At 32.0% G+C, this 26,331-nt stretch carries 27 protein-coding genes; 19 read left to right on the top strand and 8 right to left on the bottom strand.

Features of this window, described 5'->3' with window-relative positions; translation table 11 throughout:
• Positions 1-32: 32 nt before the first annotated feature.
• Entirely contained in the window at positions 33-614 is a 582-nt protein-coding gene (locus tag J8H85_RS07890) for an anthranilate synthase component II (RefSeq protein ID WP_209654282.1), read from the bottom strand.
• A 135-nt stretch (positions 615-749) separates the two neighbouring features.
• Positions 750-2,153 carry an anthranilate synthase component I family protein gene (locus J8H85_RS07885; protein WP_209654280.1) on the bottom strand — a complete coding sequence of 468 codons (1,404 nt, stop codon included), beginning with the start codon at positions 2,151-2,153 and terminating at the stop codon, positions 750-752.
• A 323-nt stretch (positions 2,154-2,476) separates the two neighbouring features.
• Between J8H85_RS07885 and J8H85_RS07880 the strand changes: the two genes are divergently transcribed.
• The 4 genes from J8H85_RS07880 (at position 2,477) to J8H85_RS07865 (ending at position 4,517) form a co-directional block, all read left to right on the top strand.
• A complete protein-coding gene (locus J8H85_RS07880) occupies positions 2,477-3,007 on the top strand; it encodes a TlpA disulfide reductase family protein (RefSeq protein WP_209654279.1) in 531 nt (176 codons plus the stop codon).
• A gap of 12 nt (positions 3,008-3,019) precedes the next feature.
• Entirely contained in the window at positions 3,020-3,640 is a 621-nt protein-coding gene (locus J8H85_RS07875) for a thioredoxin family protein (protein ID WP_209654277.1), read from the top strand.
• Between the two features lie 108 nt (positions 3,641-3,748).
• Complete coding sequence (locus J8H85_RS07870; protein WP_209654275.1) at positions 3,749-4,063, top strand: rhodanese-like domain-containing protein; 315 nt, start codon at positions 3,749-3,751, stop codon at positions 4,061-4,063.
• A 184-nt stretch (positions 4,064-4,247) separates the two neighbouring features.
• Positions 4,248-4,517, top strand: a complete 270-nt coding sequence (locus J8H85_RS07865; protein ID WP_209654273.1) for a hypothetical protein — start codon at positions 4,248-4,250, stop codon at positions 4,515-4,517.
• Between the two features lie 309 nt (positions 4,518-4,826).
• Here J8H85_RS07865 and J8H85_RS07860 read toward each other — a convergent pair whose 3' ends face one another.
• Complete coding sequence (locus J8H85_RS07860) at positions 4,827-5,324, bottom strand: DinB family protein (protein WP_209654271.1); 498 nt, start codon at positions 5,322-5,324, stop codon at positions 4,827-4,829.
• A gap of 321 nt (positions 5,325-5,645) precedes the next feature.
• Here J8H85_RS07860 and J8H85_RS07855 point away from each other — a divergent pair, with 321 nt between their 5' ends.
• Positions 5,646-6,608, top strand: a complete 963-nt coding sequence (locus tag J8H85_RS07855; protein ID WP_209654397.1) for a helix-turn-helix transcriptional regulator — start codon at positions 5,646-5,648, stop codon at positions 6,606-6,608.
• A gap of 81 nt (positions 6,609-6,689) precedes the next feature.
• Here J8H85_RS07855 and J8H85_RS07850 read toward each other — a convergent pair whose 3' ends face one another.
• From J8H85_RS07850 to J8H85_RS07835, 4 genes are all read right to left on the bottom strand, one after another.
• A complete protein-coding gene (locus tag J8H85_RS07850) occupies positions 6,690-7,079 on the bottom strand; it encodes a DoxX family protein (protein ID WP_209654269.1) in 390 nt (129 codons plus the stop codon).
• Between the two features lie 38 nt (positions 7,080-7,117).
• Complete coding sequence (locus J8H85_RS07845) at positions 7,118-7,537, bottom strand: VOC family protein (protein ID WP_209654267.1); 420 nt, start codon at positions 7,535-7,537, stop codon at positions 7,118-7,120.
• Between the two features lie 83 nt (positions 7,538-7,620).
• Positions 7,621-8,070: an SRPBCC family protein gene (locus J8H85_RS07840; RefSeq protein ID WP_209654265.1), complete on the bottom strand. Its 450-nt coding sequence runs from the start codon at positions 8,068-8,070 to the stop codon at positions 7,621-7,623.
• A gap of 18 nt (positions 8,071-8,088) precedes the next feature.
• Positions 8,089-8,499, bottom strand: a complete 411-nt coding sequence (locus tag J8H85_RS07835) for an SRPBCC family protein (protein WP_209654263.1) — start codon at positions 8,497-8,499, stop codon at positions 8,089-8,091.
• Between the two features lie 215 nt (positions 8,500-8,714).
• Here J8H85_RS07835 and J8H85_RS07830 point away from each other — a divergent pair, with 215 nt between their 5' ends.
• From J8H85_RS07830 to J8H85_RS07815, 4 genes are all read left to right on the top strand, one after another.
• Positions 8,715-9,686: a GlxA family transcriptional regulator gene (locus J8H85_RS07830; RefSeq protein WP_209654261.1), complete on the top strand. Its 972-nt coding sequence runs from the start codon at positions 8,715-8,717 to the stop codon at positions 9,684-9,686.
• A 226-nt stretch (positions 9,687-9,912) separates the two neighbouring features.
• Positions 9,913-10,242, top strand: coding sequence for a hypothetical protein (locus J8H85_RS07825; RefSeq protein WP_209654259.1), 330 nt, complete (start codon positions 9,913-9,915; stop codon positions 10,240-10,242).
• Positions 10,243-10,278: 36 nt separating this feature from the next.
• On the top strand, positions 10,279-10,605 hold the full coding sequence (locus tag J8H85_RS07820; RefSeq protein WP_209654258.1) for a hypothetical protein: 327 nt from the start codon (positions 10,279-10,281) through the stop codon (positions 10,603-10,605).
• A 134-nt stretch (positions 10,606-10,739) separates the two neighbouring features.
• A complete protein-coding gene (locus J8H85_RS07815) occupies positions 10,740-12,080 on the top strand; it encodes a sigma-54-dependent transcriptional regulator (protein WP_209654255.1) in 1,341 nt (446 codons plus the stop codon).
• On the opposite strand, the gene J8H85_RS07810 is transcribed toward J8H85_RS07815, so the two are convergent.
• Positions 12,073-14,499 (bottom strand): hybrid sensor histidine kinase/response regulator, encoded by a 2,427-nt coding sequence (locus J8H85_RS07810; RefSeq protein ID WP_209654252.1) that lies wholly within the window; start codon positions 14,497-14,499, stop codon positions 12,073-12,075. The genes J8H85_RS07815 and J8H85_RS07810 overlap by 8 nt on opposite strands.
• Before the next feature lie 622 nt (positions 14,500-15,121).
• On the opposite strand from J8H85_RS07810, the gene J8H85_RS07805 reads away from it, so the two are divergent.
• From J8H85_RS07805 to rfbD, 10 genes are all read left to right on the top strand, one after another.
• Positions 15,122-16,477, top strand: a complete 1,356-nt coding sequence (locus tag J8H85_RS07805; RefSeq protein ID WP_209654250.1) for an exopolysaccharide biosynthesis polyprenyl glycosylphosphotransferase — start codon at positions 15,122-15,124, stop codon at positions 16,475-16,477.
• Between the two features lie 53 nt (positions 16,478-16,530).
• Positions 16,531-17,004 carry a UpxY family transcription antiterminator gene (locus tag J8H85_RS07800; RefSeq protein WP_209654242.1) on the top strand — a complete coding sequence of 158 codons (474 nt, stop codon included), beginning with the start codon at positions 16,531-16,533 and terminating at the stop codon, positions 17,002-17,004.
• A 513-nt stretch (positions 17,005-17,517) separates the two neighbouring features.
• The gene (locus J8H85_RS07795) at positions 17,518-19,833 is read left to right on the top strand and encodes a polysaccharide biosynthesis tyrosine autokinase (protein ID WP_209654240.1); all 2,316 of its coding nucleotides are present in this window, start codon (positions 17,518-17,520) and stop codon (positions 19,831-19,833) included.
• Positions 19,834-19,947: 114 nt separating this feature from the next.
• Positions 19,948-21,192, top strand: coding sequence for an MATE family efflux transporter (locus tag J8H85_RS07790; protein ID WP_245243756.1), 1,245 nt, complete (start codon positions 19,948-19,950; stop codon positions 21,190-21,192).
• Between the two features lie 19 nt (positions 21,193-21,211).
• A complete protein-coding gene (locus J8H85_RS07785) occupies positions 21,212-21,961 on the top strand; it encodes a CatB-related O-acetyltransferase (protein WP_209654238.1) in 750 nt (249 codons plus the stop codon).
• Positions 21,962-21,983: 22 nt separating this feature from the next.
• Positions 21,984-22,925, top strand: coding sequence for a glycosyltransferase family 2 protein (locus J8H85_RS07780; RefSeq protein WP_209654236.1), 942 nt, complete (start codon positions 21,984-21,986; stop codon positions 22,923-22,925).
• A gap of 73 nt (positions 22,926-22,998) precedes the next feature.
• On the top strand, positions 22,999-24,042 hold the full coding sequence (gene rfbB / locus J8H85_RS07775; RefSeq protein WP_209654235.1) for a dTDP-glucose 4,6-dehydratase: 1,044 nt from the start codon (positions 22,999-23,001) through the stop codon (positions 24,040-24,042).
• An 11-nt stretch (positions 24,043-24,053) separates the two neighbouring features.
• Entirely contained in the window at positions 24,054-24,923 is an 870-nt protein-coding gene (gene rfbA, locus J8H85_RS07770) for a glucose-1-phosphate thymidylyltransferase RfbA (RefSeq protein ID WP_209654233.1), read from the top strand.
• Entirely contained in the window at positions 24,920-25,465 is a 546-nt protein-coding gene (gene rfbC / locus J8H85_RS07765) for a dTDP-4-dehydrorhamnose 3,5-epimerase (protein WP_209654231.1), read from the top strand. Before rfbA ends, rfbC begins: the two co-directional genes overlap by 4 nt.
• Positions 25,462-26,310, top strand: coding sequence for a dTDP-4-dehydrorhamnose reductase (rfbD, locus tag J8H85_RS07760; protein ID WP_209654229.1), 849 nt, complete (start codon positions 25,462-25,464; stop codon positions 26,308-26,310). The genes rfbC and rfbD overlap by 4 nt, the downstream gene beginning before the upstream one ends.
• Positions 26,311-26,331 lie beyond the last annotated feature (21 nt).

Here is a 26,331-nt window from a genome sequence, read left to right as displayed (position 1 = left end):
AAGAGAGGGGATTTTTATTAATTATATTCTTTTTAAGCCCCTTTGGGGTTTGGGGAATTTATCCAGTTTTTAAGTATTTGCTTACCGTTTGGAGTTAAAACCGATTCTGGGTGATATTGTACACCTTTAACATCATAAACTTTATGGCGTAGTGACATGATTTGGCCATTGGCATCTATAGAGGTAGCTTCTAAGCAATCAGGAAGGTTTGCATTCACAACCCATGAATGGTAGCGCCCTACTTCAATTTCTTTATCCATACCTGCAAACAAAGATTCATCATCAACCGTAATGTTCACTTTTGTTGCCACACCATGGTAAACGTCGTCTAAATTAATAAGCGAGCCTCCAAAAACTTCGCCAATGGCTTGTTGCCCTAAGCAAACACCCAAAATGCTTTTTGTTGGTGCAAAACGTTCTATAATGGGTTTTAATAAACCGGCTTCATCGGGGATGCCTGGACCCGGTGATAAAACTATTTTATCAAAAGGTTCCACATCATCCAAGGTTAATTTGTCGTTTCTCACAACCGTAACATCACAGTTTAAATCTTCTAAATAATGCACCAGATTGTATGTGAAACTGTCGTAATTATCTATAACTAATACTTTCATAGTTTTTATTCCTGCAAAGGCAGGAATCTGTATTTAATTAATCTTTTTTGGTAATATCCCCTTTTTTGTAGGGATGAAAACGTTCAAAATTTATGTTTTTAATTTCACTTCATGAGATTCCTGTTTTCACAGGAATCAAATTGTTTCTGCTAATTCAATAGCTTTTGTTAGGGCTCCTAATTTATTATACACTTCCTGTAACTCGTTTTCAGGAATTGATTTTGATACAATACCCGCACCTGCTCGCCAATGTAATTCGTGGTTTTTACTAAGGAAGGTTCTAATCATGATGGCATGATTGAAGTTGCCTTCAAAATCCATAAAACCGATAGCGCCACCGTAAAACGAGCGGTTTGTTTTTTCATATTGCTCAATAAGTTGCATGGCACGATGTTTTGGTGCGCCACTTAATGTCCCAGCAGGAAAGGTATCGGCAACAACTTGTATGGTTGAGGTTTCTTTGTGTTTTTGCCCCGTTACCTTGCTTACCAAATGAATAACGTGCGAGAAAAACTGAACTTCGCGGTAGGTGTCTACCGAAACATGGCTGCCATGTCTGCTTAAATCATTTCTTGCCAAATCCACAAGCATCACGTGTTCGGCGTTTTCTTTGTCGTCTACCTTTAATTGTTGTGCTAATTCAGCGTCTTGAATATCATTTCCTGTACGTTTGAAAGTACCGGCAATGGGGTGGATTTCGGCTTTTCCATCGCTTACAATAAGTTGGGCTTCGGGCGAACTTCCAAATATTTTAAAGTTGCCATAATCAAAATAAAACAAGTATGGAGATGGGTTGATGCTTCGTAACGCACGATACACATTAAATTCATCACCTTTAAATTCTTGTGTAAAACTTTTTGATAAAACCAGTTGAAAAACATCACCACGACCACAATGTTTTTTTGCCAATTCTACATGGTGCTTATATTCATCGTCAGATAAATTGGATGAGATTTCCCCATGAGATGCAAAGTTATAAGAAGCAAAGTTTTTAACTTTAATTAAATGGTCTATTTCTTCAATATTCGGTTCATTATCAAAACAATGTGCAAAAATATAAGCTTCATTTTTTTGATGGTTAATAGCGATGATGTTTTGATAAACCGCATAATTAACTTCAGGAATGGTTATGGAGTTTTCTTTTTTGGAAATGTCAACATCTTCAAAATATTTAACCGCATCATAAGCTATATAGCCAAAAATACCGTTGTTTATAAATTTGAATTCTTCATCAGAATTTACTTTAAAACGTTTTGTGAATTGATTGATTTCTTCCGAAACATCGGTAGTTTTTGTTATAGGATTTACGGTTTCACTGCCATCTGGAAACGTTTGGAAGATGGTTTCGTTTTCAACCTTAATAGTTGCAATAGGGTTAAAACAGATGTATGAAAAACTGTTATCGTTGGCATGGTAATCACTACTTTCCAACAAAATACTGTTGGGGTATTTGTCTCTTATTTTTAGGTAAATACTAACAGGTGTGATGGTATCTGCCAGAATTTTTTTGTAGTGGGTGTATAGATTGAATTTGTTCATTATAATTATCAAAATAGATTTAAAAAAAAGGCTTGTCGTGAACGACAAGCCTTTTGGATATTTTAAGTTTTAAATATACTAGGGTTTACTTCACGAAACGTAAGTTTTGTAAGCTCCACCACCAAGTATTATTTAAAATTGTATTCATAGTTGTTTTTAATTGGTTCAAATATAGAAATCAAAATAGAATTACACAACACTTCAAGTTAATTTTTGCATAAAATAATGTTAAACGAAGTAATAATCTTGAAGTATTAATTATTTTTATAACTAAAATGATATTTTATTAAACCAATCCAACATTTTTTAGTCTAAAAATAGATATGAAATTTAAAGCCTTACTTATAATATTACTTGTTTTTGGAAGCTGTAACAATAAAGAAAAAAAAACAGATATAGCAACCAAAGATAATGTTGTTGGAAAACAAAATATAGTTAATACAGATTTAGAAATTTATGATTTTGCAGGTTTTGAAAAGTTTTTAAATAAGAAAGATGATAAAATACATGTTATAAATTTTTGGGCAACTTGGTGCGCTCCTTGTGTGAAGGAATTGCCCTATTTTGAAAAATTGAATTTGGAGTATGCTGATAAAAATGTAGACGTGTTGCTGGTAAGTTTAGATTTTCCGCATTTATATGAATCGAAGTTGAAACCTTTCATAAAAGATAAAAAGCTAAAATCAAAGGTCATTGCTTTAGATGATGTTGATATGAATACCTGGATACCTAAAGTAGATGAAACATGGTCTGGATCTTTACCGGCCACTGTAATTTATAAAAATAACGAACGTAAATTTTTTGAAAAATCATTTACATACCAAGAACTTGAAAACGAACTAAATCAATTTTAAAAATAAATCATTATGAACAAAACAATCAAATTAATTTCGGCTGCTGTTATAGTATTGTGGTTAAGTGCATTTACCCTAACTAAAACCAATATAATAGATGGTTATAAAATAGGCGATGTGGCTGAAGATTTTTCGCTTAAAAATATAGACGGTAAAATGGTGTCCTTGGCCGATTACAAAAATGCAAAAGGATTTATAGTAACATTCACTTGTAATACGTGCCCCTATGCGGTAGCTTATGAAGACAGAATTATAGCCTTAGATAAAAAATATGCAGCAAAAGGGTATCCTGTAATTGCCATTATGCCAAATAATGTATCTATAAAACCAGATGATAATTTAGATGCCATGAAAAAACGTGCCACTGAAAAAGGCTTTACGTTTCCTTATTTAATAGATAAAGAGCAAACCGTATTTCCAAAGTTTGGAGCCACTAAAACACCTCACATGTTTGTACTTCAAAAAACCAAAAAAGGCAATGTGGTTAAGTATATAGGTGCTATTGATGATAATTATAAAAGCGCAGAATCTGTAACAACAAAATATGTTGAAAAAGCAGTTGATGCCTTATTACAAGGTAAAGAAGTGGAACAAACTGAAACAAAAGCAATAGGTTGTAGCATTAAAGTTTAATTAGGAATTAAATAAAACATTAAAAAATCTAAAGTGTAATACTTTAGATTTTTTTTCGTCTATAAAGTTTAGATCATTAATTTTGTAGAACACAAATAGATTAAACAAATGGAAGATTTATCACAAGAAGAATGGGCATCTCAACTAGCTGAGGATGCAAACGCAGTAGTTTTGGATGTAAGAACAGATGCTGAGGTAGCTGATGGCATTATACCAAACGCCATCCATATAGATATATTTAAAGGTCAAGGATTTATAGATGAAATTGAAGCTTTAGACAAAGATAAAAACTACTATGTGTACTGTCGTTCCGGGAATAGAAGCGGTCAAGCTTGTGCTATTATGGATCAATTAGGTTTTGCAAACGCTTATAACTTAGAAGGCGGCATTTTGGAGTGGGAAGGCGATTTGGTAGATTTATAATATCTAAAGAAACCGTTTTAGTGTTTAATTAATATCCGTATTGTTATAATTTACGTTTTTATCTTATTTTTGGGTACTTCATCTTTTTTATTTTAAGTATCAAACTGTTTTTTATAACTTTATGGAAAGTTAAGGCCCTTACCTTAATTTTAAGACTGCAAGAATTAATTAATCCAAATTTATTATGCAAAACGGTTATATCATATTAGGAATTATAGCTTTACTTTTTTTAAGCATGTATGGTTATGCTTATTTTTCTGTTTTTATGGAAAAAATAAAAGCTAGAAAAAATAAAGAGGCTGATGTTGAAAAAGAAGCAATTAGACTTGAAAACCGCAGAAAAAATCAAGAACTTATTGATGAGCGCGTTAGGAAATTTAATGAGCGAAAGGAAGAAATTCAACGTGAGTTGATGCTTTTAGATAAAATGAAGAATAGACAACAAGTGAGCTAAACTAAATTTTGTATAAAAAAAGTCCATGTAAATATTTGTTTACATGGACTTTTTTGTTTTTCAATGTGATTAAATCAATATATCTCTTCACATAAAAAGCCCTGATTATTTAAAATATTACAAACAGAATCACTTTTTATTGTTTGGGTTTCAATTCGGAGGATGTTGTCACAATCCTCCAAATCAAAATTCCAGTAACCATTTTTACTAATCAAATTATTTAAAAAAGGTCGTATCGTTTTAATGTGGCTTTTTTTAGAAATGGAAGTTTTAAATACTAAAACCGTTTTCATTATGGTTTGTTTTTAATTAGCGTTCATAAAATGCAGGTGGTTCAATACCTAACGAGCGTAAATACACATAGCCTTGTGCGCGGTGGTGAATTTCATTATCAATAAAATAGAATATAGATGAATATACTGTACCCTCGTATTGACCAAAAATTTTAATATTTTTTTGAAATTGCTCTGGTTTAATTTGAACCCAATAAGTGTTTATTTCATTCGTTGCTTCATCCCATAGCTCAAGAATTTTTTCTTTTTTGTTGCCATGTTCAAAATGCTCGTTTAGAGGCGCTGATATTCCTGTAGCTATTTCTTTAATGCCAGGTCCTGCAATACCTAAAAGTTCCATCACCATTTCAGAGAAAGGACGCATGCCACCAATGGTATGATTAAAAAAAGCATCATCAGGAAAAGCTTCAATGGTTCGGCGGGTTAAACCTCGGTGCCCTTGCCAATGGTTTATTAAATCTGTTGGGGTGATAACCTCGTGTAATTTTACGTTTTCTTTCATTGTAGTTTCCATAATTGTTTGATTTTAAATTAATTTATATTTCTAAACCAAAATTAGTAACCAGGTGTGACAGCCTTTTGTCAGTAGTAAAAAATAATTTTCAATTTTAATATTAAATATTTGAATATCAGTTACATATAATTTAGTTTGTTTTTGTAAATAAATCAATTTGTTTAAAAACACATTTGTTGTTGACAAAGGGTTGTCACAATCCATGCATTACTTTGCATAAGATTATAATATGAATATTGAATTGTTATGGATAAAATGAAGTCTCCTTTTGGTTTATACTTTCATTTGAAGTCCTATCTTTGGGAAATATGTTATGCCATTATGAGTTTGGATTCTGTAAAACGTTTTGACCGCATTGTTGCCATTTTTGTGCAATTACAATCTAAGCGCATTGTTAAAGCACAGGAATTAGCTGATAGATTTCAGGTAAGTTTAAGAACCATATATAGAGATGTAAGAACCTTAGAAGCATCGGGTATACCCATAATTAGTGAAGCGGGCGTTGGGTATTCTATTATGGAGGGCTACAGATTGCCGCCTGTAATGTTTACACGCGAAGAAGCAGGAAGTTTTGTAGCTGCTGAAAAGTTTATGCAAAAATTTGTTGATAAATCTTTGGGGAGTTATCATGAATCTGCGATGTTTAAGATTAAATCGGTGTTGCGAGGACGTGAAAAAGATTGGATTTCGGCATTGGAATCGCAAATAATGGTAGATCCTTCACAAGAACTTTTCAATAAAAATTTACCAAATGCTTTGCAGATTCTTTTTGAAAGTATTGCTGAAAAGAAGCAAGTATTTTTAAAATACCATGCTTTAAATAATGAAATACCTTCAGAAAGGAATATAGAACCTGTTGGTGTGTTTCATGAAAATGGATTTTGGTATGTTTTGGGATATTGCCATATAAGAAATGATTATAGACAATTTAGAACTGATAGAATGATGCTTATAAATAAAACGCAGCTTCCTTTTACTTTAAAACACGGAACTATAGATGAACACCGACAAAAAAATGAAGCTATCCAAAAAACAAAAGTGGTAATTTTAGTTGATAAAAGTGTGGCTCGTTACATAAATAGCGGAAGAAAACATTACGGTTTTATCTCTGAAACAACAAAAGGCAAATATGTAGAAATGACTTTTATGACAACCGACATAGAAAACGGGTTTTCTAGATGGTACCTTATGTTTTGCGATTATGCAAAAATTATAGAACCCGAAAGTTTAAAACATCGGGTTATAGATATCTTGAAAACTGCTGAATCTAAAATTTTAGGTTAAAATAAAATGTTTATATTCAGCTAATTACCGTAAAATTATGCTTCCAATTTTCAAGATAGAAATTGATTATACTTCGTGCAATTAACTGTTCATAAGGTTTACGGAATTTAATTTATGGTAGTAAACATAAGAAACCATTAAAATTGCCAATATGATTAACGGGAAAATAGTTTGAAACCCAAATCCATCAACAGCCCAATGGCTTATACAAGCAAATAAAAAATCGAATACAAAGCCAGCATAAGCCCATTCTTTTAAACGTTTAGGTATTTGTGGTATAACCAACACCAACACGCCTAAAACTTTAAATATGACCAAAACATGACCAAAATATTGCGGGTAGCCCAAGTGGTTTATGCCTTCTTTTGCTAGTTCGGTTTGTGAAGTTAAAGCAGGCATAACACCTTCAAATAAAAAAATAATGATGGTAGCGATCCAAAAAATGATTTTGTTTTTTTTAGTCGTTTTCATGTTTTGTAATTTTTAAAAATATTAATGAATATTGATGCTTAAAATGTGTTTTTATTATAACTGAGCAACCATTGGTTTCCAAATTTATCGGTTAAGTTTCCAACCAAAGTACCCCAAAAATTGTGCTCTAAAGGATGTTCTACTTTTCCTCCTTGCGAAAGTTTTTCAAAATAAGTTTCTATCTGTTCCAAACTATTGCATTGTATTGAAAGTGAGATGGTATTGCCTTTAATTAAACCTTTTGATGGTGCCATGTCGGTACCCATTAACACAAGCGAATGCTTTGTAAGTGTTGCATGCAGTATAGAATTTTTCATTTGTTTAGGCATTTTTTCAGATAGCGGAGAATCTCCCACTGTTTGTAAAACAAGTTTTCCACCAAGGCATTCTTTGTAAAATGTCATGGCTTCTTTACAGTTACCATTAAAGGTTAAATAGGAGTTGATTTGTGTCCTCATTCGCTTTCTGCCTTAAAATTTAAATTTTCAGTCGCTAAGCATCTAATTTTGAAATGGTGATATTAAGGTTTGTTATGAAATAATTAGGCATCCGGAATTTCAGGTTCAACCAATTTCATCAGTTTTTCCAATGATTCTTGCCAACCTAAATAACACATTTCAGCAGGTATTACAGAAGGGATGTTCTCTTGCAAAATTTTAAGATCTGTTCCGCAAGAAACTTTTTCAAACCATATGGTTGTTGTCATTTCTCCGGGAAAATTAGGATCGTCAAATTTATCAGTAAGCTTAATAAACTTGTTGGGTTTGATGTCTAGAAATTTTCCACCGAAGGAATGCCCGTTTCCAGTGGTGAAATTTGTAAACGACATTTTGTAATAGCCTCCAATTTTAAAATCCATTTCGTGAATGGTGGCTAAAAAACCATAAGGAGGAATCCAACTTGCATAAGCTGTAGGATTAGAGAATGCCCGAAAAACTTTTTCAGGTGAAACTTTCAATACCCTATGAAGGGATACACTGTTATTTTCCATGATTTTTGTTTTTTGAAATTAATTGGTTTCCGTATAATTTTTAAAATTATTCATAATAGCTTGCCAACCATCTCGTTGCATTTCAATTGGGTTTTGGCTTTCAGCATCAAAAACGGTAATAATTTCTACATTTCCATTGTTTTCCTTGAAGTTAGTTGTGGCTTTTCGTCCATCATCCATAGTGTAGGCAATTCTGTTTTGTGGAATTATTTCATCATAAGTTCCAGTAAAATCAAAACCAAAACTCCCATCTTTTGCCTCCATTCTAGAAAGAAACTTTCCGCCAACCCTTAAATCGTTTTCTGCTTTTGTGGTATGCCAATCATCTGAAGCGGTATTCCATTTTATAATGTGTTTGGGGTTGGTCCATACATCCCATACTTTTTTTGCAGATGCTTTTACAGTGGCTTGTACCTTAATCTGTTCCATGATTTTTGCTTTAAAGTTATATTACAAATTTCAAAAAAATAAATTGAATGCAAGTGGTGTAATAACGGCTATTGAAGGGGTTGAATACGACGCATTATTTAATTATATTTGAATTATAAAACATCCATAATCAAGTTTCTACCCAAAGGAATAATAACCGGAATGACTTTTTGATAGTTAGGGGATGGCCATAAAAAAGGGATAAATATAAACACATGAAAAAAGTATGCATCTTAGTGCCAGAATCTGCTGTAATTGAAGCTGTAGCAGACCCTCAATACATGTTTTCGACTGCGAACCAGTTTTTGCAAGCAAATGGGCAATCGGCTCTATTTGAAGTGAACCTTGTTGGGCAACATAAAGAAGTAAAATTTAATAACGGGATGTTTTCGGTGCATACCAATTTATTATTGGATGATGTTGAAGAAACGGACCTTATTATAATTCCTGCGCTTTTTGGAGATATGAAAAAAGCAGTTGATTTAAATAAAAATGCCATTCCTTGGATTTTAAAACATTACAAAAATGGGGCAGAGGTTGCTTCCTTATGTGTTGGTGCTTTTTTATTAGCTTCTACGGGTATTTTAAATGGAAAAAAATGCTCTACCCATTGGGCGTTTTACAACGAATTTAAGGAAACATTCCCCGAAGTTGAAGTGATGGATGGAAGTATTTTAACAGAAGAAAATGGCGTTTATTCCAGTGGTGGCGCAAACTCCTATTGGAATTTGTTGCTATATTTATTAGAAAAGTACACCAATAGAGATACGGCCATATTAGCCTCAAAATATTTTGCCATTGATATAGATAGGGAAAGTCAAGCAGCATTTATGATGTTCACCGGGCAAAAAGACCATAATGACTTAGAGGTGAAAAAAGTACAGGAATACATTGAAGAACATTATCAAGACAAGATTACTGTTGAAGATATGACACAGTTGGTAGGTGTGAGCCGCAGAAGTTTTGAGCGCCGTTTTAAAAAAGCTACCGATAACACTATTATAGAATATCACCAACGTGTAAAAGTAGAAGCTGCTAAACGAAGTTTTGAAAGTTCCCGAAAGAATATTACCGAGGTGATGTTTGATGTTGGCTATACCGATACCAAAGCTTTTCGAAATGTTTTTAAAAAATTAACAGGTTTAACACCTATTGAATATAGAAACAAGTACAGTAAAGGAATTTAATAAGTAACCTTTTTATTAAACCCAATGGTGTAATTTTTACCCAACTTACTTCTCAATTACCCACTATTTACCCATCTAAAGTTTATTGTTTTAAAACTTCAATTTAAGTAATTATTTAAAAAACAGGTTGTTATGTGTTTTTTAAAGTATGCCATTATCCATGGCATATTTATTTCTTTATACTAATCGTAATTGAATATTAATAATAATAAATAAAATCAAAATTATGAAAAAGTTAATTTTAACAGTAGCAATTTTAGCAGGAGGAATGTCAACATTTGCAATGTCTAACCCTATTTCACCAACAAATGGTATCGAAAATGTATTGAACGATGAGTTCAAAGAAATTACATTAGATAAATTGCCAGCAGCCATTCCAACAGCTGTTGAGAAAGATTTCCCTTCAGCCACCATTAGCAAAGCTTATGTGAACAGTAGCGAGCAATACAAATTAGAGCTTACTATTGATGGGGCTACAAGTACCGTTTATGCAGATAAGGATGGAAATTGGTTAGAGGAAGTTTCTTCAACTAATGAGACACCAAAAAGCGAATAATAAACACATAAATATTAATTAAAAACCCTAAAAAACATGAAAAAATTAATTTTAACCGTAGCAATTTTAGCAAGTGGAATTTCAACGTTTGCATTATCAAATAACATTTTACCAACTGAGGGTATTAGTGTTGTAATGAATGAGGAATTCAAGGAAATAGCAGTTGACAAATTACCAGCAGCAGTAAAAAGTGCCGTAGAGAAAGATTTTGCATCTGCTACCATAAGTAAGGCTTATGTAAATAGCAAAGAGCAATATAAACTAGAAATTACTATCGAAGAAAGTACAAGTACAGTTTATGCCGATAAAGAAGGGAATTGGTTAGAGGAAAGTGCAATAGGCACGAAAAAAGAAATGGAGTAACAGATAAAATCATATATCCAAACTCAATTTTTTTGGAAAAGGGACGTTTTTTTATTAAAACGTCCCTTTTTTTATGTTTTTTTTTAATACATATCTCCGCTTATCTTAATATTTTTGTAAGAATCTATTCAATTATGAAACATATCCTACTGATAGAAGATGACGTTGCGTTTTCTGAAATGTTAAAACATTTTTTGGAACGCCATGACTATGCAGTTGACGTTAGTTATACCATAAACAATGCTTCTACTTTATTAAAAAAGAAAAATTATGATTTGGTTTTTACAGATTTAAGGCTTCCCGATGGTGATGGTATCGAATTTTTAAAACAAATAAAGAAAACCAATAGCCTAATCCCTGTGGTATTAATGACTAGTTATGCCGAAGTTTCTAACGCTGTACAAGCTATGAAACAAGGAGCGTTCGATTATATTTCAAAACCTTTTAACCCCAGCGAAGTTTTGGAGGTTATTGGCAATGCTTTGGAAGTAAAAAAAACGGACCATGTTATTCCTGAAGTTGAAAATATAAAAACCAGTACTAAAGCCAGTTCAGATTTTGTTACAGGTATTAGTGCTGCTTCAAAAACTTTAAACGAGTATATCCATTTGGTAGCACCTACCAATATGTCGGTTTTAATAACGGGCGAAAGCGGTACAGGTAAAGAAGTTGTTGCAAAAAACATTCATTTAAAAAGTTCCCGAAGCAATAAACCATTTGTGGCGGTAGATTGTGGTGCTATTCCCAAGGAAATTGCTTCCAGCGAATTTTTTGGGCATAAAAAAGGATCGTTCACTGGGGCTACCGATGATAAAATTGGACATTTTGAATCGGCAAATGGTGGAACTCTTTTTTTAGATGAAGTAGGTAACTTATCGTATGAAAATCAAATTCAGTTACTGCGCGCATTGCAAGAACGGAAAGTAAAACCCATTGGAAGTAGTGATGAAATTTCAGTAGATATCCGATTGATTACCGCTACCAATGAAGATTTATTAAAAGCGGTTGAAAAAGGCGATTTTAGAGAAGATTTATACCATCGATTGAATGAGTTCTCCATTAAAGTCCCCAATTTAAAAGACCGACATGATGATTTGATTCTGTATGCCGATTTCTTTTTAAATAAGGCGAATGAGCAATTAAATAAAGCTGTTGCTGGATTTTCAAAAGAAGTTTTAACCCTTTTTCAAAACTACCAATGGCCAGGGAATTTAAGGGAACTGTCCAATGTTATTAAAAGGGCCACTTTGCTAACGCCTTCTGATGTTATTGAAGTTCATGTGTTGCCGGATGAATTGGTACATTCCAAGAAAAGCAACATACCATCCAACAAATTTTCCACTAAAGAGAATGAAAAGGAACTTATTATAACGGTTTTACAAAAAGTTGATAATAATAAAACGCAAGCTGCTAAATTGTTGAACATCACTAGAAAAACACTTTACAATAAAATGAAGGAATACAGTCTTAATTAAGATGGGTTTCCAACGTTTCTAAAAAGTGGCTTAATTTGTTTTCAAAATGCATAAAAAGCCAATCATCAATTCTTATACTTATTTCAAACATTTCTAGAAAAGGAACAATTTTGGTAACTTCCAATTGCTTGAACATGCTCAGCATTCTGTGGCTAATATGGTTAAAAGCATTAATGTCATTATTTTTTTTGGCTTGCTTTAATTCCAAAAGGTTCTTTTTGGTGTCTTCTAAAAAAATTTGCAACGTCTTTTTTATGGCAACGGGGTCGTCATTTAAAAAGGAACTCAGGGTGTTAACACTAAATTCGTTCAGTTTTGTTGCTTCTTTGGTTATGGTTTTATTGGTGCCGTTATACAAATCAGCCTCAAAAAAACGCTGCAATATGCTATCCAGTTTGTTACTGTTAAATGGTTTGATGAGTACTTCGGAAAAACCACTGTTCATATAGTCTTTTACAGATAAATTTGATCTTCCCGTCATAGCAATAATGGGTTGGTTTTTATAAGAATCGTGGTTTTTAAGCGTTTCCATAAAATGGATGCCATTCATTTTAGGAAGCTGGATATCGGTAAGCACCAAATCAAAAGAAATTTTATCAATGGTTTGTAAAGCACTTTGGGCATTTTCAAAAATGTGGGCTTCAATACCGTATTGGTTTAAAAGTTCTTTAATAAGCTGTCGCATAGAGGCATCATCTTCAACAACCACAGCTTTTAAATGATAGTTTTTTTCCGATTCACTCCATTTTTTATCATGTAGAGGTTGCTTGGAGAAGGTGATAGGAATTTTCAAATTAAAGGTACTTCCTTTTCCTAATTCACTTTTTAAAGTTAAGCTGCCCCCTAACAATTCAGTCAGTTTTTTTGAAATGGCCAGTCCTAAACCAAAACCACTTTGTTTGCTTTCTTGGGTGTTATTGGCTTGTGTAAACGCTTTAAAAATGTTTTTTTGTTCATCTTTGTTAATTCCAATTCCGGTATCGCTTACTAAAATTTGTAATATAGGTTCTTGGCTGTTTGGAAGTAAAACACTTTCAATGGTTATGGTACCTTGGTTGGTGAATTTACAGGCGTTTGTAACCAAGTTGTATAAAATTTGTTTCATTCTAAAAGGGTCGCTAACTATTTGGTTTTTAATAGTTTCGTCGTGCTTTACAATGACGTTAATGGGTTTGTTTTGCACTAAGTTTTTTCCGGTTTCAGCCACTTCATTGATGAGATTCTCTAAATTGAAAGGAATGGATTCCATTGAAACAGTGTTGTTTTCCAATTTTGAAAATTCCAAAAGATCATCAACCAATTGCCCCATATAAGTTGAAGCGTTTTGAATGTGCTCTACATAATTTTTATCCTTGATGGTGTTAGTCGATTTTTGAAGCAGTTCACTGTAACCCGTAATGGTGCTTAAAGGAGTTCTCAAATCATGGCTCACCATAGATATTAATTGTTCTCTGCTTTTTAAAAGTAAAGAGGTGGTTTTGTTGGCTTGTTCCAGTTTCATACGATACCGTTGACTTTTCCAAAAATCATTTAAAAAGATTATGGAAAAGATGATGATGATGATGAAACTGATTCCTGCTGCAAAAAGGATGATATTGGTACTGCGATTAAGTGTTTTTTCCCTTTGTTTGTTGATGTTGTTGGAATATAAAAGGATGCCTTTTTCTAAGTTGCTTAACAATTCCTGTAATTTTCTAGAAATGGTTAAGTCGTTTTCAATTAATTCCCGTTCTTTTTTTTGTAATGAGATGCGCTGTTTGTTAGATTCCGTTTGGGCATCTTTTAATAAGTTTTTGGAAATAGACAGTAGGGAATCTATTTGTTTTTGGTCAATACTATTTATGGAATCCTTAGGGTTGTATTTGTTAAGTATGCTAACATATTCTTCTAGGTTTTTACGGGTTTTAATATCTAACGATTGTGGGTTTTTTACAAAATCTGTAATGGATATTTTTCCTAATAGCGGATCGATGGAACTTAATTTATTAATGGCTGTGTTTAAAGATGCGTCGGAATTGTCATTAAGTTTCAGGTTTTTTAAATCGGTTATATTCTTAAGTTTTTTGTCAATAACCAGTTTAATACTGTCTAAAATAAATTCTTGCGAACCATTATTGGCTATAAAATTTAGCGAATCAATTTTTAATAATAACTGTTGGTTTTCATAAACATATTCGTTGAATTTGTCTGTGGAATTTAATTGAATAGCTGCTCTAGCCAAACTTTCGTTTTCATAAATATTCGCTATTAAACTTCCTACTTTAACAATTTTACCTCGGTCTGTTATGTCTTCGCGTTGCAGTTGGGTAAACGTTTTTATTTCCGAAAGCACTAAAACACCAGAAATAGTGGCTAATATACCGAGTATAAAATAGCCCATTAATATCTTAAAGGTGATTCTATGTTTGGGTAACTTCATAAAAATTAAGTAAGCTTATATGGTAGTACAAGTTTATTTAATGAAGAACGTTTTGGGCACTCTTTTGTTGCCTCATTGGTGTTTAATTTATGAATTCAAGTGGTAGTAACTTTTTGATGATTAAAAAGTGTTTTTTTATTAACCTAACATTGAACGAATTCGAATAGTTTTGTCTTTAATTTAGTAGCATTAAAAATAAAAAGATTTTTGGAATATCAAAAAGAGTGTATGTTGATTATACACCCATAATTACAGGCCATGTGTGTGGTATTTTAATAGGGTTATATGGTATATTAACTCCTAAAAAAAAGAGGCTAAAAGATTGAGATTTTTAACCATATAACGGATAATGTACTTCATCGATTATAATTGCTGTGTGAAGAATTTATACCATTTATTTGTTAATTTCTTGTTTTTTTTGCGCTAATATTTAGCGAAAGTTACAGCCCATAAGTAGTTTTTTTTAAGTTTAGATTAATAGCATTTTTAAGATTACCGGCATATTAAAAAAGTGTGTCAAAATATTTAAAGTATTAGGTTAATAAGTTAAGTACTGTGCTTAATATGTTTAAGCTTTTGCTCTATTTATTAAAATGCAGTATGAATATTTTTAAAATACTATATGAGAACAAAAAGCTATTCAAATTTAATTATACCTCTCACTATAATTGTTCATTTAATTATTATAAATGGTATTTTATGGCTTTTTACTCCAGAACTTTATTTGAATATTTGGGCTTTTGTATACTATAATTGCTCTTGGCTAATTATTGCTCATCAATTAAAATTTTACCCCACCGGCCGTAGAGAAGTGTTTATGACCAATATCAGGAAATTGTGTTATTTGTACGCAATTTATGGTCTTGCTTATTTTTCTTGGTTTGGATTAGCGGGTATAAAAGTGACCTCCGTATATTATTACATTTTTGTTTATTTATTAATTTGTGCTTGTCTTACCTTGTATAGAATTGTTTTCTATGAATTTGTTCGTCATTACAGATTAAAGGGGGGTAACTTTGTTAAGGTGGTAGTAATAGGAAGGGATAAAAACCTTAAAAAAATACGACGCATTTTTGATCATCCTCAATTTGGTTATAGGTACTGTGGTTTTTTTGATGATGGACCCTCTAATAGTCCAACTTACCATGGTCCTGTTATGGGCTGTTTTAGATATATCATAGATAATAGAATTGATGAAGTGTATTGCACAGCAGCAAAACTTTCAAAAGAGCAACTTCAAAACCTTATCAATTTTGCAGATAATAATTTAATTAAACTCAAAATAATTCCAGACAACAAGGAAATATTTACGCGATCTATGTCTATAGAACAGTACGACAATATTCCAGTGTTGAAATTAAGAACGGTGCCTTTGGAAACAGAAGTTGCTTTTGTAGCAAAGCGTGCTTTTGATCTTGTTTTTTCAACTATTGCCATTGTTACCCTATTATCATGGTTAATTCCTTTAATGTATGTTCTTATCAAACTGGAATCACCAGGCCCTCTGTTTTTTAAACAAAGGAGACATGGGTTGAATCGAGGTGCTTTTTGGTGTATAAAGTTTAGATCGATGGCACCTAGCACAGACTCTGATACCAAAATGGCAACAAAAAATGATATGCGTGTTACTAAAATTGGTAGAATAATACGTAAAACCAGTATTGATGAACTTCCTCAGTTCTTAAACGTATTTATGGGCGATATGAGTGTGGTAGGTCCTCGCCCGCATATGGAAAAACATACCTCAGATTATGAAATATCTGTGGATAAATATTTAGTAAGGCATTTTGTAAAACCAGGCATTACAGGTTTGGCACAAGTACAAGGATTTCGAGGTGAAATTAATACGCCTGCCGATATTCTGAATAGAATCCGTTTGGATATTCTTTATGTTGAAAAATGGTCTTTGTGGTTGGACCTAAAAATTATATTCAAAACAGTATTAAATGCCATAAGGGGCGAAGAAAAAGCATACTAAAACGTAATGTTTTATTTGTAAATAAGTGATAATTAACATAAATAGATAAATATATGAGTTGGTTTGTATTATGTGTTAAAGCACAACAGGAAAAAAAAGTTGCAGATGTTTTAAGAAAAATGAATGTAGAAGTTTACTGTCCAATGATACAGGAAACTAAAGTGTGGAGCGACCGTAAGAAAGTAGTAGAAACACCTTTATTTAAATCTTACGTATTTGTTAAGTTAGAAGAGAAATATAGAGGCATTGTTTTCGGTGCTCCAGGGGTTATACGCTATTTGTTTTACTTAGGTAAGCCTGCTGTAGTTCGTGATGAAGAAATTTGGAACATAAAGAAATGGATTGCAGATGATGGTAAAGACCTTGATAAGCTTTCTCAATTAATTCCAGGTAGTGAAATTGTTGTTCAAAACGGACTGCTTAAAGATCATAAAGGCGTTGTGTATTGGATTAATAAAAATAACGTAGCCTTTTTATTGAAAGAAATGGGCGTTGTGGCTCAAGTAAAATTAAGGGACGTAGTATAAATATTTAACACCCCAATTTTACAATAGTTACACATGGTTAACACAAAAACAGCAACATAAATGTTAATATTAAGTATTAACCATGTGTAATTTTTCCACTGCAAAATTATGGTTTCTTTATTAAAAGCTTTTGTAAATATATATTCTATAAATCTTTACAGATACACTTTTCAATTCGCCAGATTACTTTGTTAAGTATGAAAAAAAATGTTTCTTTGGTGAAAATCTAATAAAAAAACTAGGTTTATTTTAGTACAAAAAGAACTATTGATTCGTTTTGTCAATAGTTTAAATGTACATTACAGAGGTATATTATATATCTCAATTTAAAATTAAAATGTTTTTATATGGTCTTAAAAATGGGACTCGTACGGCGGAGCCGTGGAAAGAACGTATCATTTGCGTTAACAAAAACTAACTCAAACGTGCTTTTACCGTTACATTATAAACATTTATAGTTAACCATAATTGCTTTAAGTTTCATAACTATTAAATAAATTTATTTCCCACTATATGCCAGAAGTTAGTTCAATTTCCAAAAAGAACATGGAAAAGGATATTATTAAAATAATAGCCAATTATTCAAAGTATTGGTATTTGTTTGTAATAGGAGCAGGTATTTGTTTTGTGCTAGCCTTTTTACATTTACGCTACCGGGTTGTACCTGAGTATAACATTTACGCAAAAATCCTTTTAAATGATAAAAAAGGAAGCGATCAGTCTTCAAATTTAGAAACCATGAGTAATTTCGGATTACTTAAAGTGTCTAAGAATATCCAAGATGAGATAGGGGTGTTACAGTCTTACGATTTGATGAAAATCACATTAGATGAATTGGGAATGGCTGTAGGGTATTATTATGAAGGCCGATTGAATGAAATGGAAGTTTATAAAACACAAATTCCTTTTCACATTATTTTAAATGACAGTGTTCCCATATCGCAATATGGAGATTTTGGTAGTTTTACTCTTTTAGATTCTAAAACATTCCAAATAGAAGTTAACGATGCTGAAGGGAACTCCAAAAAAACAACCTATAACTTTGGTGAAGAAATTAAAACATCTTCTGCAACATTTACAGTTTTTTTAGATGATAAAAACATCAATTTTAAATCTCAAAAACCCATTTTGGTAAGTTTCAACAATACAGAGGAATTGGCCAAGGGTTATAACAACAAACTGTCGGTTGGAACTGTTGAAAAAGATGGTGGTGGACTGTTACAGATATCGATGAATGATGTGATTCCTGAAAGGGGCATTGATGTAGTCAAGAAACTGATAGAGATTTATGAGCGTAAATCTACCGAGCATAAAAATATATTGGCAAATACCACCCTAAGTTTAATTGATGGGCGTTTGGAATTGCTTTCAGGGGAACTTAGCAGCGTTGAAAAAAATGTAGAAAGCTATAAAAAATCAAATGATTTAACCGATGTCAGTTCAGATGCGGCACGTTTTATTCAGCTTGCGGGCGAATCGGACAGAGAACTTGAACTTATAAAATCGCAAATAGACGGCATCAATGCTTTAGAAAATAATTTAGCACAATCCAGTGGAGACTCTTACGCATTAATTACTGCTGTAGGGTATCAAAATGCATCTTTAACAGGGTTGATTTCTAGGTACAATGAATTGGTGCAAACCCGAAAAAGTATGTTAAGAACCGCAGGAGTTGGGAATCCTGTAGTTATAGAGATTAGTAAACAATTATTAGATCTAAAAAATGCTATAACAGGGAATGTACAAAGTATTAAATCTAGTTTACTTAGCTCTAAACAAAATATTTTAAATAACGCAGTAAGTTATAAATCTAAAATATCTACAGTTCCAACGGCTGAAAGAGCCCTTTTGGAAATCAATAGAGATCAAGGTTTAAAACAAAATTTATATCTGTATTTATTACAAAAAAGAGAAGAAGAAGCCTTGTCGATCTCGGTACCCTTTTCCGAAACTCGAATTATTGAAGCTCCCAGAGCATATCCAGCAAATAAAAGTAAAATGCCCATTTATTTAGGTGCTATCCTTTTTGGAATGTTTGTGCCATTTGTATGGATTTTTTCAAAAAACATGTTGAATAGTAAAGTTCAAACCAAAGAAGATATTGAAGAAATTACCGATTGTTTTATTTTAGGATCTATTGCTTCAAATACCGAAAAAAACACGGTAGTAGTTACCGAAAACAATGTGAGTCCTATAGCAGAGTTGTTCCGTTTACTGCGCCATAACTTAAAATTCAGTTCTCAAGGGAAATCGGAACAAGTAATCATGGTTACTTCTGGAAACCAAGGTGAAGGAAAAACCTTTATATCTATTAATTTAGCTGCAAGTTTAGCTGTTACTGGGAAAAAAGTAGTAGTTCTCGGGTTCGATTTACGCGCTCCAAAATTAATGGCTAATGTTGGGTTAACAAATACTTTAGGAATAACAGATTTTATTATAAACCCTACACTATCTGTAAATGATATCATAGTAACTTATCCGGAAGCCAATAATTTGTTCTTTATAGGTTCTGGTACACTTCCTCCTAATCCAGGTGAGTTGATGCTGAGCCATCGTATTAAAGCTTTAATAGACACTCTTAAAGAAACGTTTGATTATATTATTATAGATACCGCGCCTATTGGTAAAGTATCCGATGCTTTTTCTTTAGCTCCTTATGTAAATTCAACACTGTATGTAGTACGTAGCAACTATACTGAAAAAGCAGAACTTGAAGTGTTTGGTGATATTGTTGAAAGTAATAAGTTACAATCCGTTATGGTGGTTTTAAACGATGTAAAATTGGATAAATCATCCGGATATGGGTATGCTTACGGAGGGAAAGCATAGTGATTAAATTGAACTTAATAATTCCTAAAAAGGTAATTTAATATTTAATAACTAAAACTAGACCAAATCAAAAATCAAATAAGAATTTTAAAATCCCATCCATCATACAATAAATTGCTTTATTGGGGAAAAACGATTTCTATTACAGCCTTATCTCAAATGGTAGTGCAAGGGTTGGGATTTCTCTGTGGTATTTTAATTATACGTTTATTACCGCTAGAAGAATATGCATTATATACATTAGCAAATACCATGTTAGGAGCAATGACTATGCTTGCAGATGTAGGTGTTTCTAATGGAGTTATGGCACAAGGTGGGAAAGTTTGGCAGAGTAGAGAGAAACTTGGAGCAGTTTTAATGACAGGATTGCATTTAAGGCGTAAGTTAGCTTTTTGGAGTCTTATAGTAACGACACCAATATTATTCTATTTATTATTGCACAATGGAGCTGGTTGGCTTACTTCTTTTTTAATTGTATTATCAATAATTCCAGCTTTCTACGCATCACTTTCTGATAACCTACTTGAGATTGTGCCAAAATTGCACCAAGATATTTATTCTCTTCAAAAAAATCAAATTTCTGTCAGTATTGGACGATTAGTGCTTTCTGCTATATTGGTTTTTATATTTCCGTGGACTTTTGTTGCAATATTGGCGAGTGGAATTCCAAGAGTTTTGGGTAATATTAAATTAAAAAAAATTGCATATAATTTTGCAGATGAATCTCAAAAACCTGATAGTATTATCCGTAAGGATTTAATGGCTATAGTAAAAAGAGTATTACCGTCTTCAGTATATTTTACCTTTTCCGGACAAATATCTATCTGGTTTATTTCTTTATTTGGAACTACCATGGCCTTGGCCCAAGTTGGGGCTTTGGGGCGTATTTCTCTTATATTTAACCTATTTAGTGCATTATTTGGGTTTTTAATTGTTCCACGTTTAGCTAGATTACCTAATGAAAAGCATATACTTTTAAAAAAATATTTGCAAACAATATTGTTGGTGTTTGTTTTTTATACTGGTTTAGCATTAACCATTTCACTTTTATCAAAAGAAATACTGTGGATTTTAGGAGAAAAGTATTCGGGTTTAGAGTATGAATTAATTTTGAGCATTGTAGGTTTTTGTGTTTCAGCATTAGCAGGTGTATCCTTTAGTTTTTATTCTACAAGAGGCTGGATAATACACCCTATAATTGTTATTTTAGTAGATTTGAGTGCGGTAGTTTCAGGTGTTTTTATATTTCCAATATCTAATTTAAAAGGAGTTCTCCAGTTTAATATATACGTAGCTTCAATTTTATGTTTGATGAATTTGTTATATAGTTTGATAAAAATAAAGAGTATTAAAGTTTAATTTAATTTATTATAGAATTATGAGTATTTTTTTGAAAGTATTGAAAAGATTTATATTAATTATAATAAGTTATGTGCGTTATTACAAATCGGTTAAAGGAACAGGTGTAATAATAAAACAATCTCAAATTGATGGAAATAATAATATATTTAACTCTAATACTTTTGTTTTAGCATCTAAATTTGAAGGGAATACAACTGTTAATTCAAACAGTATAGTTATTAATGGAACTTTAAGTAAATATACGTTTCTAGGGGTTAACTGTGCTTTTTCAAATTCTACCCTTGGTAAGTTTTCATATATAAATGATTTTTCGGCTATAAATAATGCAGAGATAGGTAAATTCTGTTCCATCGGGCCAAGCGTAAAAGTTGGTTATGGTACGCATCCGGTTAATTTTTTAAGTACAAGCCCCATATTTTATAGTTCAAAACCTATGTTTGGGATTGCCTTAACAAAAGAAGAAAAATATAAACAAAATGGAAAAACCACTATAGGAAATGATGTCTGGATAGGGGCCAATGTTTTTTTAATAGATGGTGTTACTATAGGTAACGGGTCAATTATAGCAGCGGGTGCAGTTGTTACTAAAGATGTGCCAGACTATGCCATTGTAGGTGGCGTTCCTGCTAAAATAATAAAATATAGATTTGTAAACGATAAGATAAAAGAGATACAAAAACTAAATTGGTGGGATAAAGACTTAGAATGGTTGAAAAAAAACGTGCATCTTTTTCAGGAAGATTTTTCCTCTTCACCTATAATATAAATTAAATAAATAATATATATATATGTTCAGTATTGGAATACCTGCCTATAAAGCTAAAGATTTAAAAGAATGTATTGATAGTATTTTAATTCAAACTTATAATGATTTCGAATTGATTATTGTTAATGATTGTTCACCCGACCCTATAGATGATATTGTTGCAAAATATGACGATGCAAGGATTCAATATCATAAAAATGAGAAAAATTTTGGGGCATTACATGTTGTTGATAATTGGAATAAATGTTTAAGTTTTGCTAAAGGAGAGTATTTTATACTCATGGGCGATGATGATAAAATGGAACCTGACTATTTAGAGGAGTTTGTTAATCTCATAAAAACCTATGCATCGTTAGATGTTTGGCATTGCCGCTCCACTATTATTGATCAATTCACAAAACCTTTAAGACTAACACCAATTAACCCATGTTATGAAGATGAATATGATTATATAATAAACTGTCTAGAAGGAAGAAGGGAACAGTTTGTATCGGATTTCGTATACAGAACTAGTGCTTTAGTGAATAATGGAGGGTATTACAAGTTGCCTTTAGGTTGGGCTTCAGACTATCTTACTTCATTTATTTTAAGTGTCAACAAAGGAATAGCCCATACTAATAAACCCGTATTTAACTACAGATCCCATTCAGTAAATATAACTTCAACAGGAAATTTAGAAAAGAAACGGGAAGCTTTTGTAATGTTTTTTGATTGGATAGAAAAATTTTTATCCGAAAAACCTCAAGATGAAATGCTTTTATTAAAGCATAAGATGTTAAGGATTACAACAAATAAAGCCTATAAATCTGAAAAACTAAATATAATCCGATCTGAAATAGGTAGTAAAAATATATTTAGCGGACTTTTAAGATGTTTTAATCTAAGGAAAAAATATAATTTAACCTTAAATGATTTCTATGGAAGTGTAGCTGCTTCTTTTTTGGATCGTTCTAATAAAAAATAAATTCTTTAAGATTTAGAAGATACTTTTCTGAATCATAGAAAACATGTTATAATAAATATTAAAATTGAAAATCATGAAAATATTAGTTACAGGAGGCGCTGGATTTATTGGTTCGCATGTTGTTCGTAGACTCGTTAATAATTATCCTAAGTATGAAATTTATAATTTAGATGCTTTAACTTATGCAGGGAATTTAGAGAATTTACGAGATATTGAATCTGCTTCCAATTATTCTTTTATAAAAGGAGATATTAACGATATGGATTTTATTAATTCGTTATTTTTTAAATATCAATTTGATGGTGTTATTCATTTAGCTGCTGAATCGCATGTAGATCGTTCCATAACAGATCCTTTAGCTTTTGTGAAAACGAATATTATTGGAACGGTAAATTTGCTTAATGCAGCAAACGCCTTATGGAAAAAGAATTTAAATGAAAAGCGATTTTATCATGTGAGTACTGATGAAGTTTATGGTTCTTTGGGGCAAACAGGATTGTTTACTGAATCAACCCCTTATGATCCTAATTCACCATACTCTGCATCAAAGGCAAGCTCCGATCATTTTGTTAGAGCGTATGGTGAAACTTATGGCTTGCCATACGTTATTACCAACTGTTCAAACAACTATGGACCGAATCATTTTCCTGAGAAACTAATACCTTTATTTATTAATAATATTATTCAAGAAAAACCATTGCCTGTTTATGGAGATGGTAATTATACCCGCGATTGGTTATTTGTAGAAGATCATGCTAGAGCTATTGATCTTGTTTTTCATAAAGGTGAAAATGCCGAAACATATAATATTGGAGGGTTTAATGAATGGAAGAATATTGATTTGGTAAAATTACTATGCAAGATAATGGATGTTAAATTGGGTAGGAACATTGGACATAGTGAAGCATTAATCACATACGTAAGGGATAGACCTGGACACGATTTAAGATATGCCATTGATGCTTCGAAAATTAATAAAGAACTAGGTTGGGAGCCTTCTGTTACGTTTGAAGAAGGGCTTGAAAAAACAATCGATTGGTTTTTAAGAAATAAGGAGTGGTTAGACAACGTAACTTCAGGGGTATATCAAACTTATTATAAGAACCAATACAAATAAAACACACAATTATGAAGGGAATAATTTTAGCAGGAGGTTCAGGAACAAGGTTACATCCATTAACATTGACGGTAAGTAAGCAATTAATGCCTATTTACGATAAACCAATGATATATTACCCATTATCAACACTAATGTATGCGGGTATAAGAGAGATTTTAATTATATCCACACCGAAAGATTTACCACTTTTTAAAGATTTACTTGGGGATGGGAAAAAGTATGGTTGTTCTTTTTCATATGCAGTGCAAGAAGCACCAAATGGATTGGCAGAAGCTTTTATAATAGGGGCGGATTTTATTGGTAAAGATAAAGTAGCTTTAATTTTAGGGGATAATATTTTTTACGGAACGGGGCTTGCAAAACTGTTACAATCGAATAATAATCCTGATGGAGGCATTGTTTATGCCTATCGTGTACAGGATCCTGAACGCTATGGGGTTGTAGAGTTTGATACAGAAGGGAAAGTGGTAAGTATAGAAGAAAAACCTAAAAATCCGAAATCGAATTATGCAGTGCCAGGAATTTATTTTTATGACAATGATGTTGTTGAAATTGCGAAAAATATTGCACCCAGCCATAGAGGAGAATTAGAAATTACCGATGTTAATAGAGTATATCTGGATAAACAAAAATTAAGTGTTAGTATTCTAGATAGAGGTACTGCTTGGTTAGATACAGGAACCTTTCAATCTTTAATGCAAGCTTCTCAATTTGTTGAGGTTATCGAAGAGCGTCAAGGTTTAAAAATAGGTGCTATTGAGGCTGCAGCCTATGAAATGGGATTTATTACATTAAATGAATTGAAAATGCTTGCAGAACCTTTAATGAAAAGTGGTTATGGTAAAAATCTATTAGGTATATTAAATAAACATTTATGATTTTTAAAGAAACTAAGCTAAAGGGCTGTTTTATTATAGAACCTAAAGTATTCTCTGATAATAGAGGTTATTTTATGGAGTCTTATAATAAGGAAATCTTTGATTCTGGCATAGGAGAACCAGTAAATTTTGTACAGGATAACCAATCATTTTCTTCGAGGGGTGTTATTCGCGGGCTACACTATCAAATAGGTAATCACGCCCAAGCTAAATTGGTACGAGTATTAAGTGGTCGTGTTTTGGATGTTGCAGTCGATTTAAGAAAAGGCTCTCCTTCTTTTGGTGAATATGTCGCAGTAGAATTGAGTGGACAAAATAAAAAACAACTATATATTCCTAGAGGATTTGCTCATGGCTTTGCCGTTTTAAGTGAAACAGCTGAGTTTTTTTATAAATGCGATAATTATTACAATAAGGAATCAGAAGGAGGCATTTTATATAATGATAGTACCTTGAATATCAATTGGGAATTGCCGCTGTCAGAACACTTAATTTCAGAAAAAGATTCAGTTTTACCAAAATTTAAAGATGCAAATTTATGAATCACATTCTTGTAACCGGTGGAAATGGCCAATTGGCATCTTGCTTAAAAGATGCGTCTAAATATCTAGAAGGTTATAAATTCATTTTTACGGATCTAGAGGAACTTGATATTACCAAATTAGAGGATGTTGATTCTTTTTTTAAAAGTAATGATATTATTTATTGTATAAATTGTGCTGCATATACAGCAGTTGATAAAGCAGAATCAGAAAAAGAAATTGCAAAAAAAATAAATGAATTAGGTCCTAGAAATTTAGCGGATGCTTGTAACAAATATAAAGCTAAGCTAATTCAAATATCTACTGATTTTGTTTTTGCTGGTGATCAATCCAATTTATATACAGAAGAACATTCTACTCATCCAGTAAATTTTTATGGTGTCTCTAAGCTAAATGGAGAAAAAGCTGTAGCTTCTCTAGAAGCACATATAATAATAAGAACGGCCTGGTTATATTCAGAATATGGTCATAATTTTCTTAAAACCATGTTGCGATTAGGAAAAGAAAAGGAAATATTAAGTGTTGTATGTGATCAAATTGGCTCACCAACTTATGCTGGTGATCTTGCAATGACTATTGTAAAGATGATTACAACCCAATTTGATGAGTATGGTGTATATCACTATAGCAATGAAGGTATAGCAAGTTGGTATGATTTTGCAAAAGCAATTTTTGATGAAACTAAAACAAATGTCAAATTATGCCCAATAAATTCAAAGGCATATCCAACACCAGCACAACGTCCAGCATTTAGCGTTATGGATAAATCTAAAATTAAAAATGCTTTAAATATTGAAATACCTTATTGGAGAGACAGTCTTAGAGAGTGTTTAATTAAATTATAAAATGTTATAAATGGATATATA

It is taken from the genome of Mariniflexile gromovii, assembly GCF_017814435.1.
Classification (GTDB): domain Bacteria; phylum Bacteroidota; class Bacteroidia; order Flavobacteriales; family Flavobacteriaceae; genus Mariniflexile; species Mariniflexile gromovii.
The sequence above is the reverse complement of the archived record's forward strand: the minus strand, read 5'-3'. Positions and strand labels throughout refer to the sequence as shown.

Coding starts and splice junctions, on each gene's coding strand:
- J8H85_RS07875 (WP_209654277.1), top strand. CDS start 3,020: ATGAACAAAACAATCAAATTAATTTCGGCTGCTGTTATAGTATTGTGG.
- J8H85_RS07815 (WP_209654255.1), top strand. CDS start 10,740: ATGAAACATATCCTACTGATAGAAGATGACGTTGCGTTTTCTGAAATG.
- J8H85_RS07885 (WP_209654280.1), bottom strand. CDS start 2,153: ATGAACAAATTCAATCTATACACCCACTACAAAAAAATTCTGGCAGAT.
- rfbC (WP_209654231.1), top strand. CDS start 24,920: ATGATTTTTAAAGAAACTAAGCTAAAGGGCTGTTTTATTATAGAACCT.
- J8H85_RS07870 (WP_209654275.1), top strand. CDS start 3,749: ATGGAAGATTTATCACAAGAAGAATGGGCATCTCAACTAGCTGAGGAT.
- rfbA (WP_209654233.1), top strand. CDS start 24,054: ATGAAGGGAATAATTTTAGCAGGAGGTTCAGGAACAAGGTTACATCCA.
- J8H85_RS07850 (WP_209654269.1), bottom strand. CDS start 7,079: ATGAAAACGACTAAAAAAAACAAAATCATTTTTTGGATCGCTACCATC.
- rfbD (WP_209654229.1), top strand. CDS start 25,462: ATGAATCACATTCTTGTAACCGGTGGAAATGGCCAATTGGCATCTTGC.
- J8H85_RS07845 (WP_209654267.1), bottom strand. CDS start 7,537: ATGAGGACACAAATCAACTCCTATTTAACCTTTAATGGTAACTGTAAA.
- J8H85_RS07780 (WP_209654236.1), top strand. CDS start 21,984: ATGTTCAGTATTGGAATACCTGCCTATAAAGCTAAAGATTTAAAAGAA.
- J8H85_RS07890 (WP_209654282.1), bottom strand. CDS start 614: ATGAAAGTATTAGTTATAGATAATTACGACAGTTTCACATACAATCTG.
- J8H85_RS07825 (WP_209654259.1), top strand. CDS start 9,913: ATGAAAAAGTTAATTTTAACAGTAGCAATTTTAGCAGGAGGAATGTCA.
- J8H85_RS07785 (WP_209654238.1), top strand. CDS start 21,212: ATGAGTATTTTTTTGAAAGTATTGAAAAGATTTATATTAATTATAATA.
- J8H85_RS07860 (WP_209654271.1), bottom strand. CDS start 5,324: ATGGAAACTACAATGAAAGAAAACGTAAAATTACACGAGGTTATCACC.
- J8H85_RS07840 (WP_209654265.1), bottom strand. CDS start 8,070: ATGGAAAATAACAGTGTATCCCTTCATAGGGTATTGAAAGTTTCACCT.
- J8H85_RS07865 (WP_209654273.1), top strand. CDS start 4,248: ATGCAAAACGGTTATATCATATTAGGAATTATAGCTTTACTTTTTTTA.
- J8H85_RS07805 (WP_209654250.1), top strand. CDS start 15,122: ATGAGAACAAAAAGCTATTCAAATTTAATTATACCTCTCACTATAATT.
- rfbB (WP_209654235.1), top strand. CDS start 22,999: ATGAAAATATTAGTTACAGGAGGCGCTGGATTTATTGGTTCGCATGTT.
- J8H85_RS07855 (WP_209654397.1), top strand. CDS start 5,646: ATGAGTTTGGATTCTGTAAAACGTTTTGACCGCATTGTTGCCATTTTT.
- J8H85_RS07800 (WP_209654242.1), top strand. CDS start 16,531: ATGAGTTGGTTTGTATTATGTGTTAAAGCACAACAGGAAAAAAAAGTT.
- J8H85_RS07880 (WP_209654279.1), top strand. CDS start 2,477: ATGAAATTTAAAGCCTTACTTATAATATTACTTGTTTTTGGAAGCTGT.
- J8H85_RS07835 (WP_209654263.1), bottom strand. CDS start 8,499: ATGGAACAGATTAAGGTACAAGCCACTGTAAAAGCATCTGCAAAAAAA.
- J8H85_RS07820 (WP_209654258.1), top strand. CDS start 10,279: ATGAAAAAATTAATTTTAACCGTAGCAATTTTAGCAAGTGGAATTTCA.
- J8H85_RS07810 (WP_209654252.1), bottom strand. CDS start 14,499: ATGAAGTTACCCAAACATAGAATCACCTTTAAGATATTAATGGGCTAT.
- J8H85_RS07795 (WP_209654240.1), top strand. CDS start 17,518: ATGCCAGAAGTTAGTTCAATTTCCAAAAAGAACATGGAAAAGGATATT.
- J8H85_RS07830 (WP_209654261.1), top strand. CDS start 8,715: ATGAAAAAAGTATGCATCTTAGTGCCAGAATCTGCTGTAATTGAAGCT.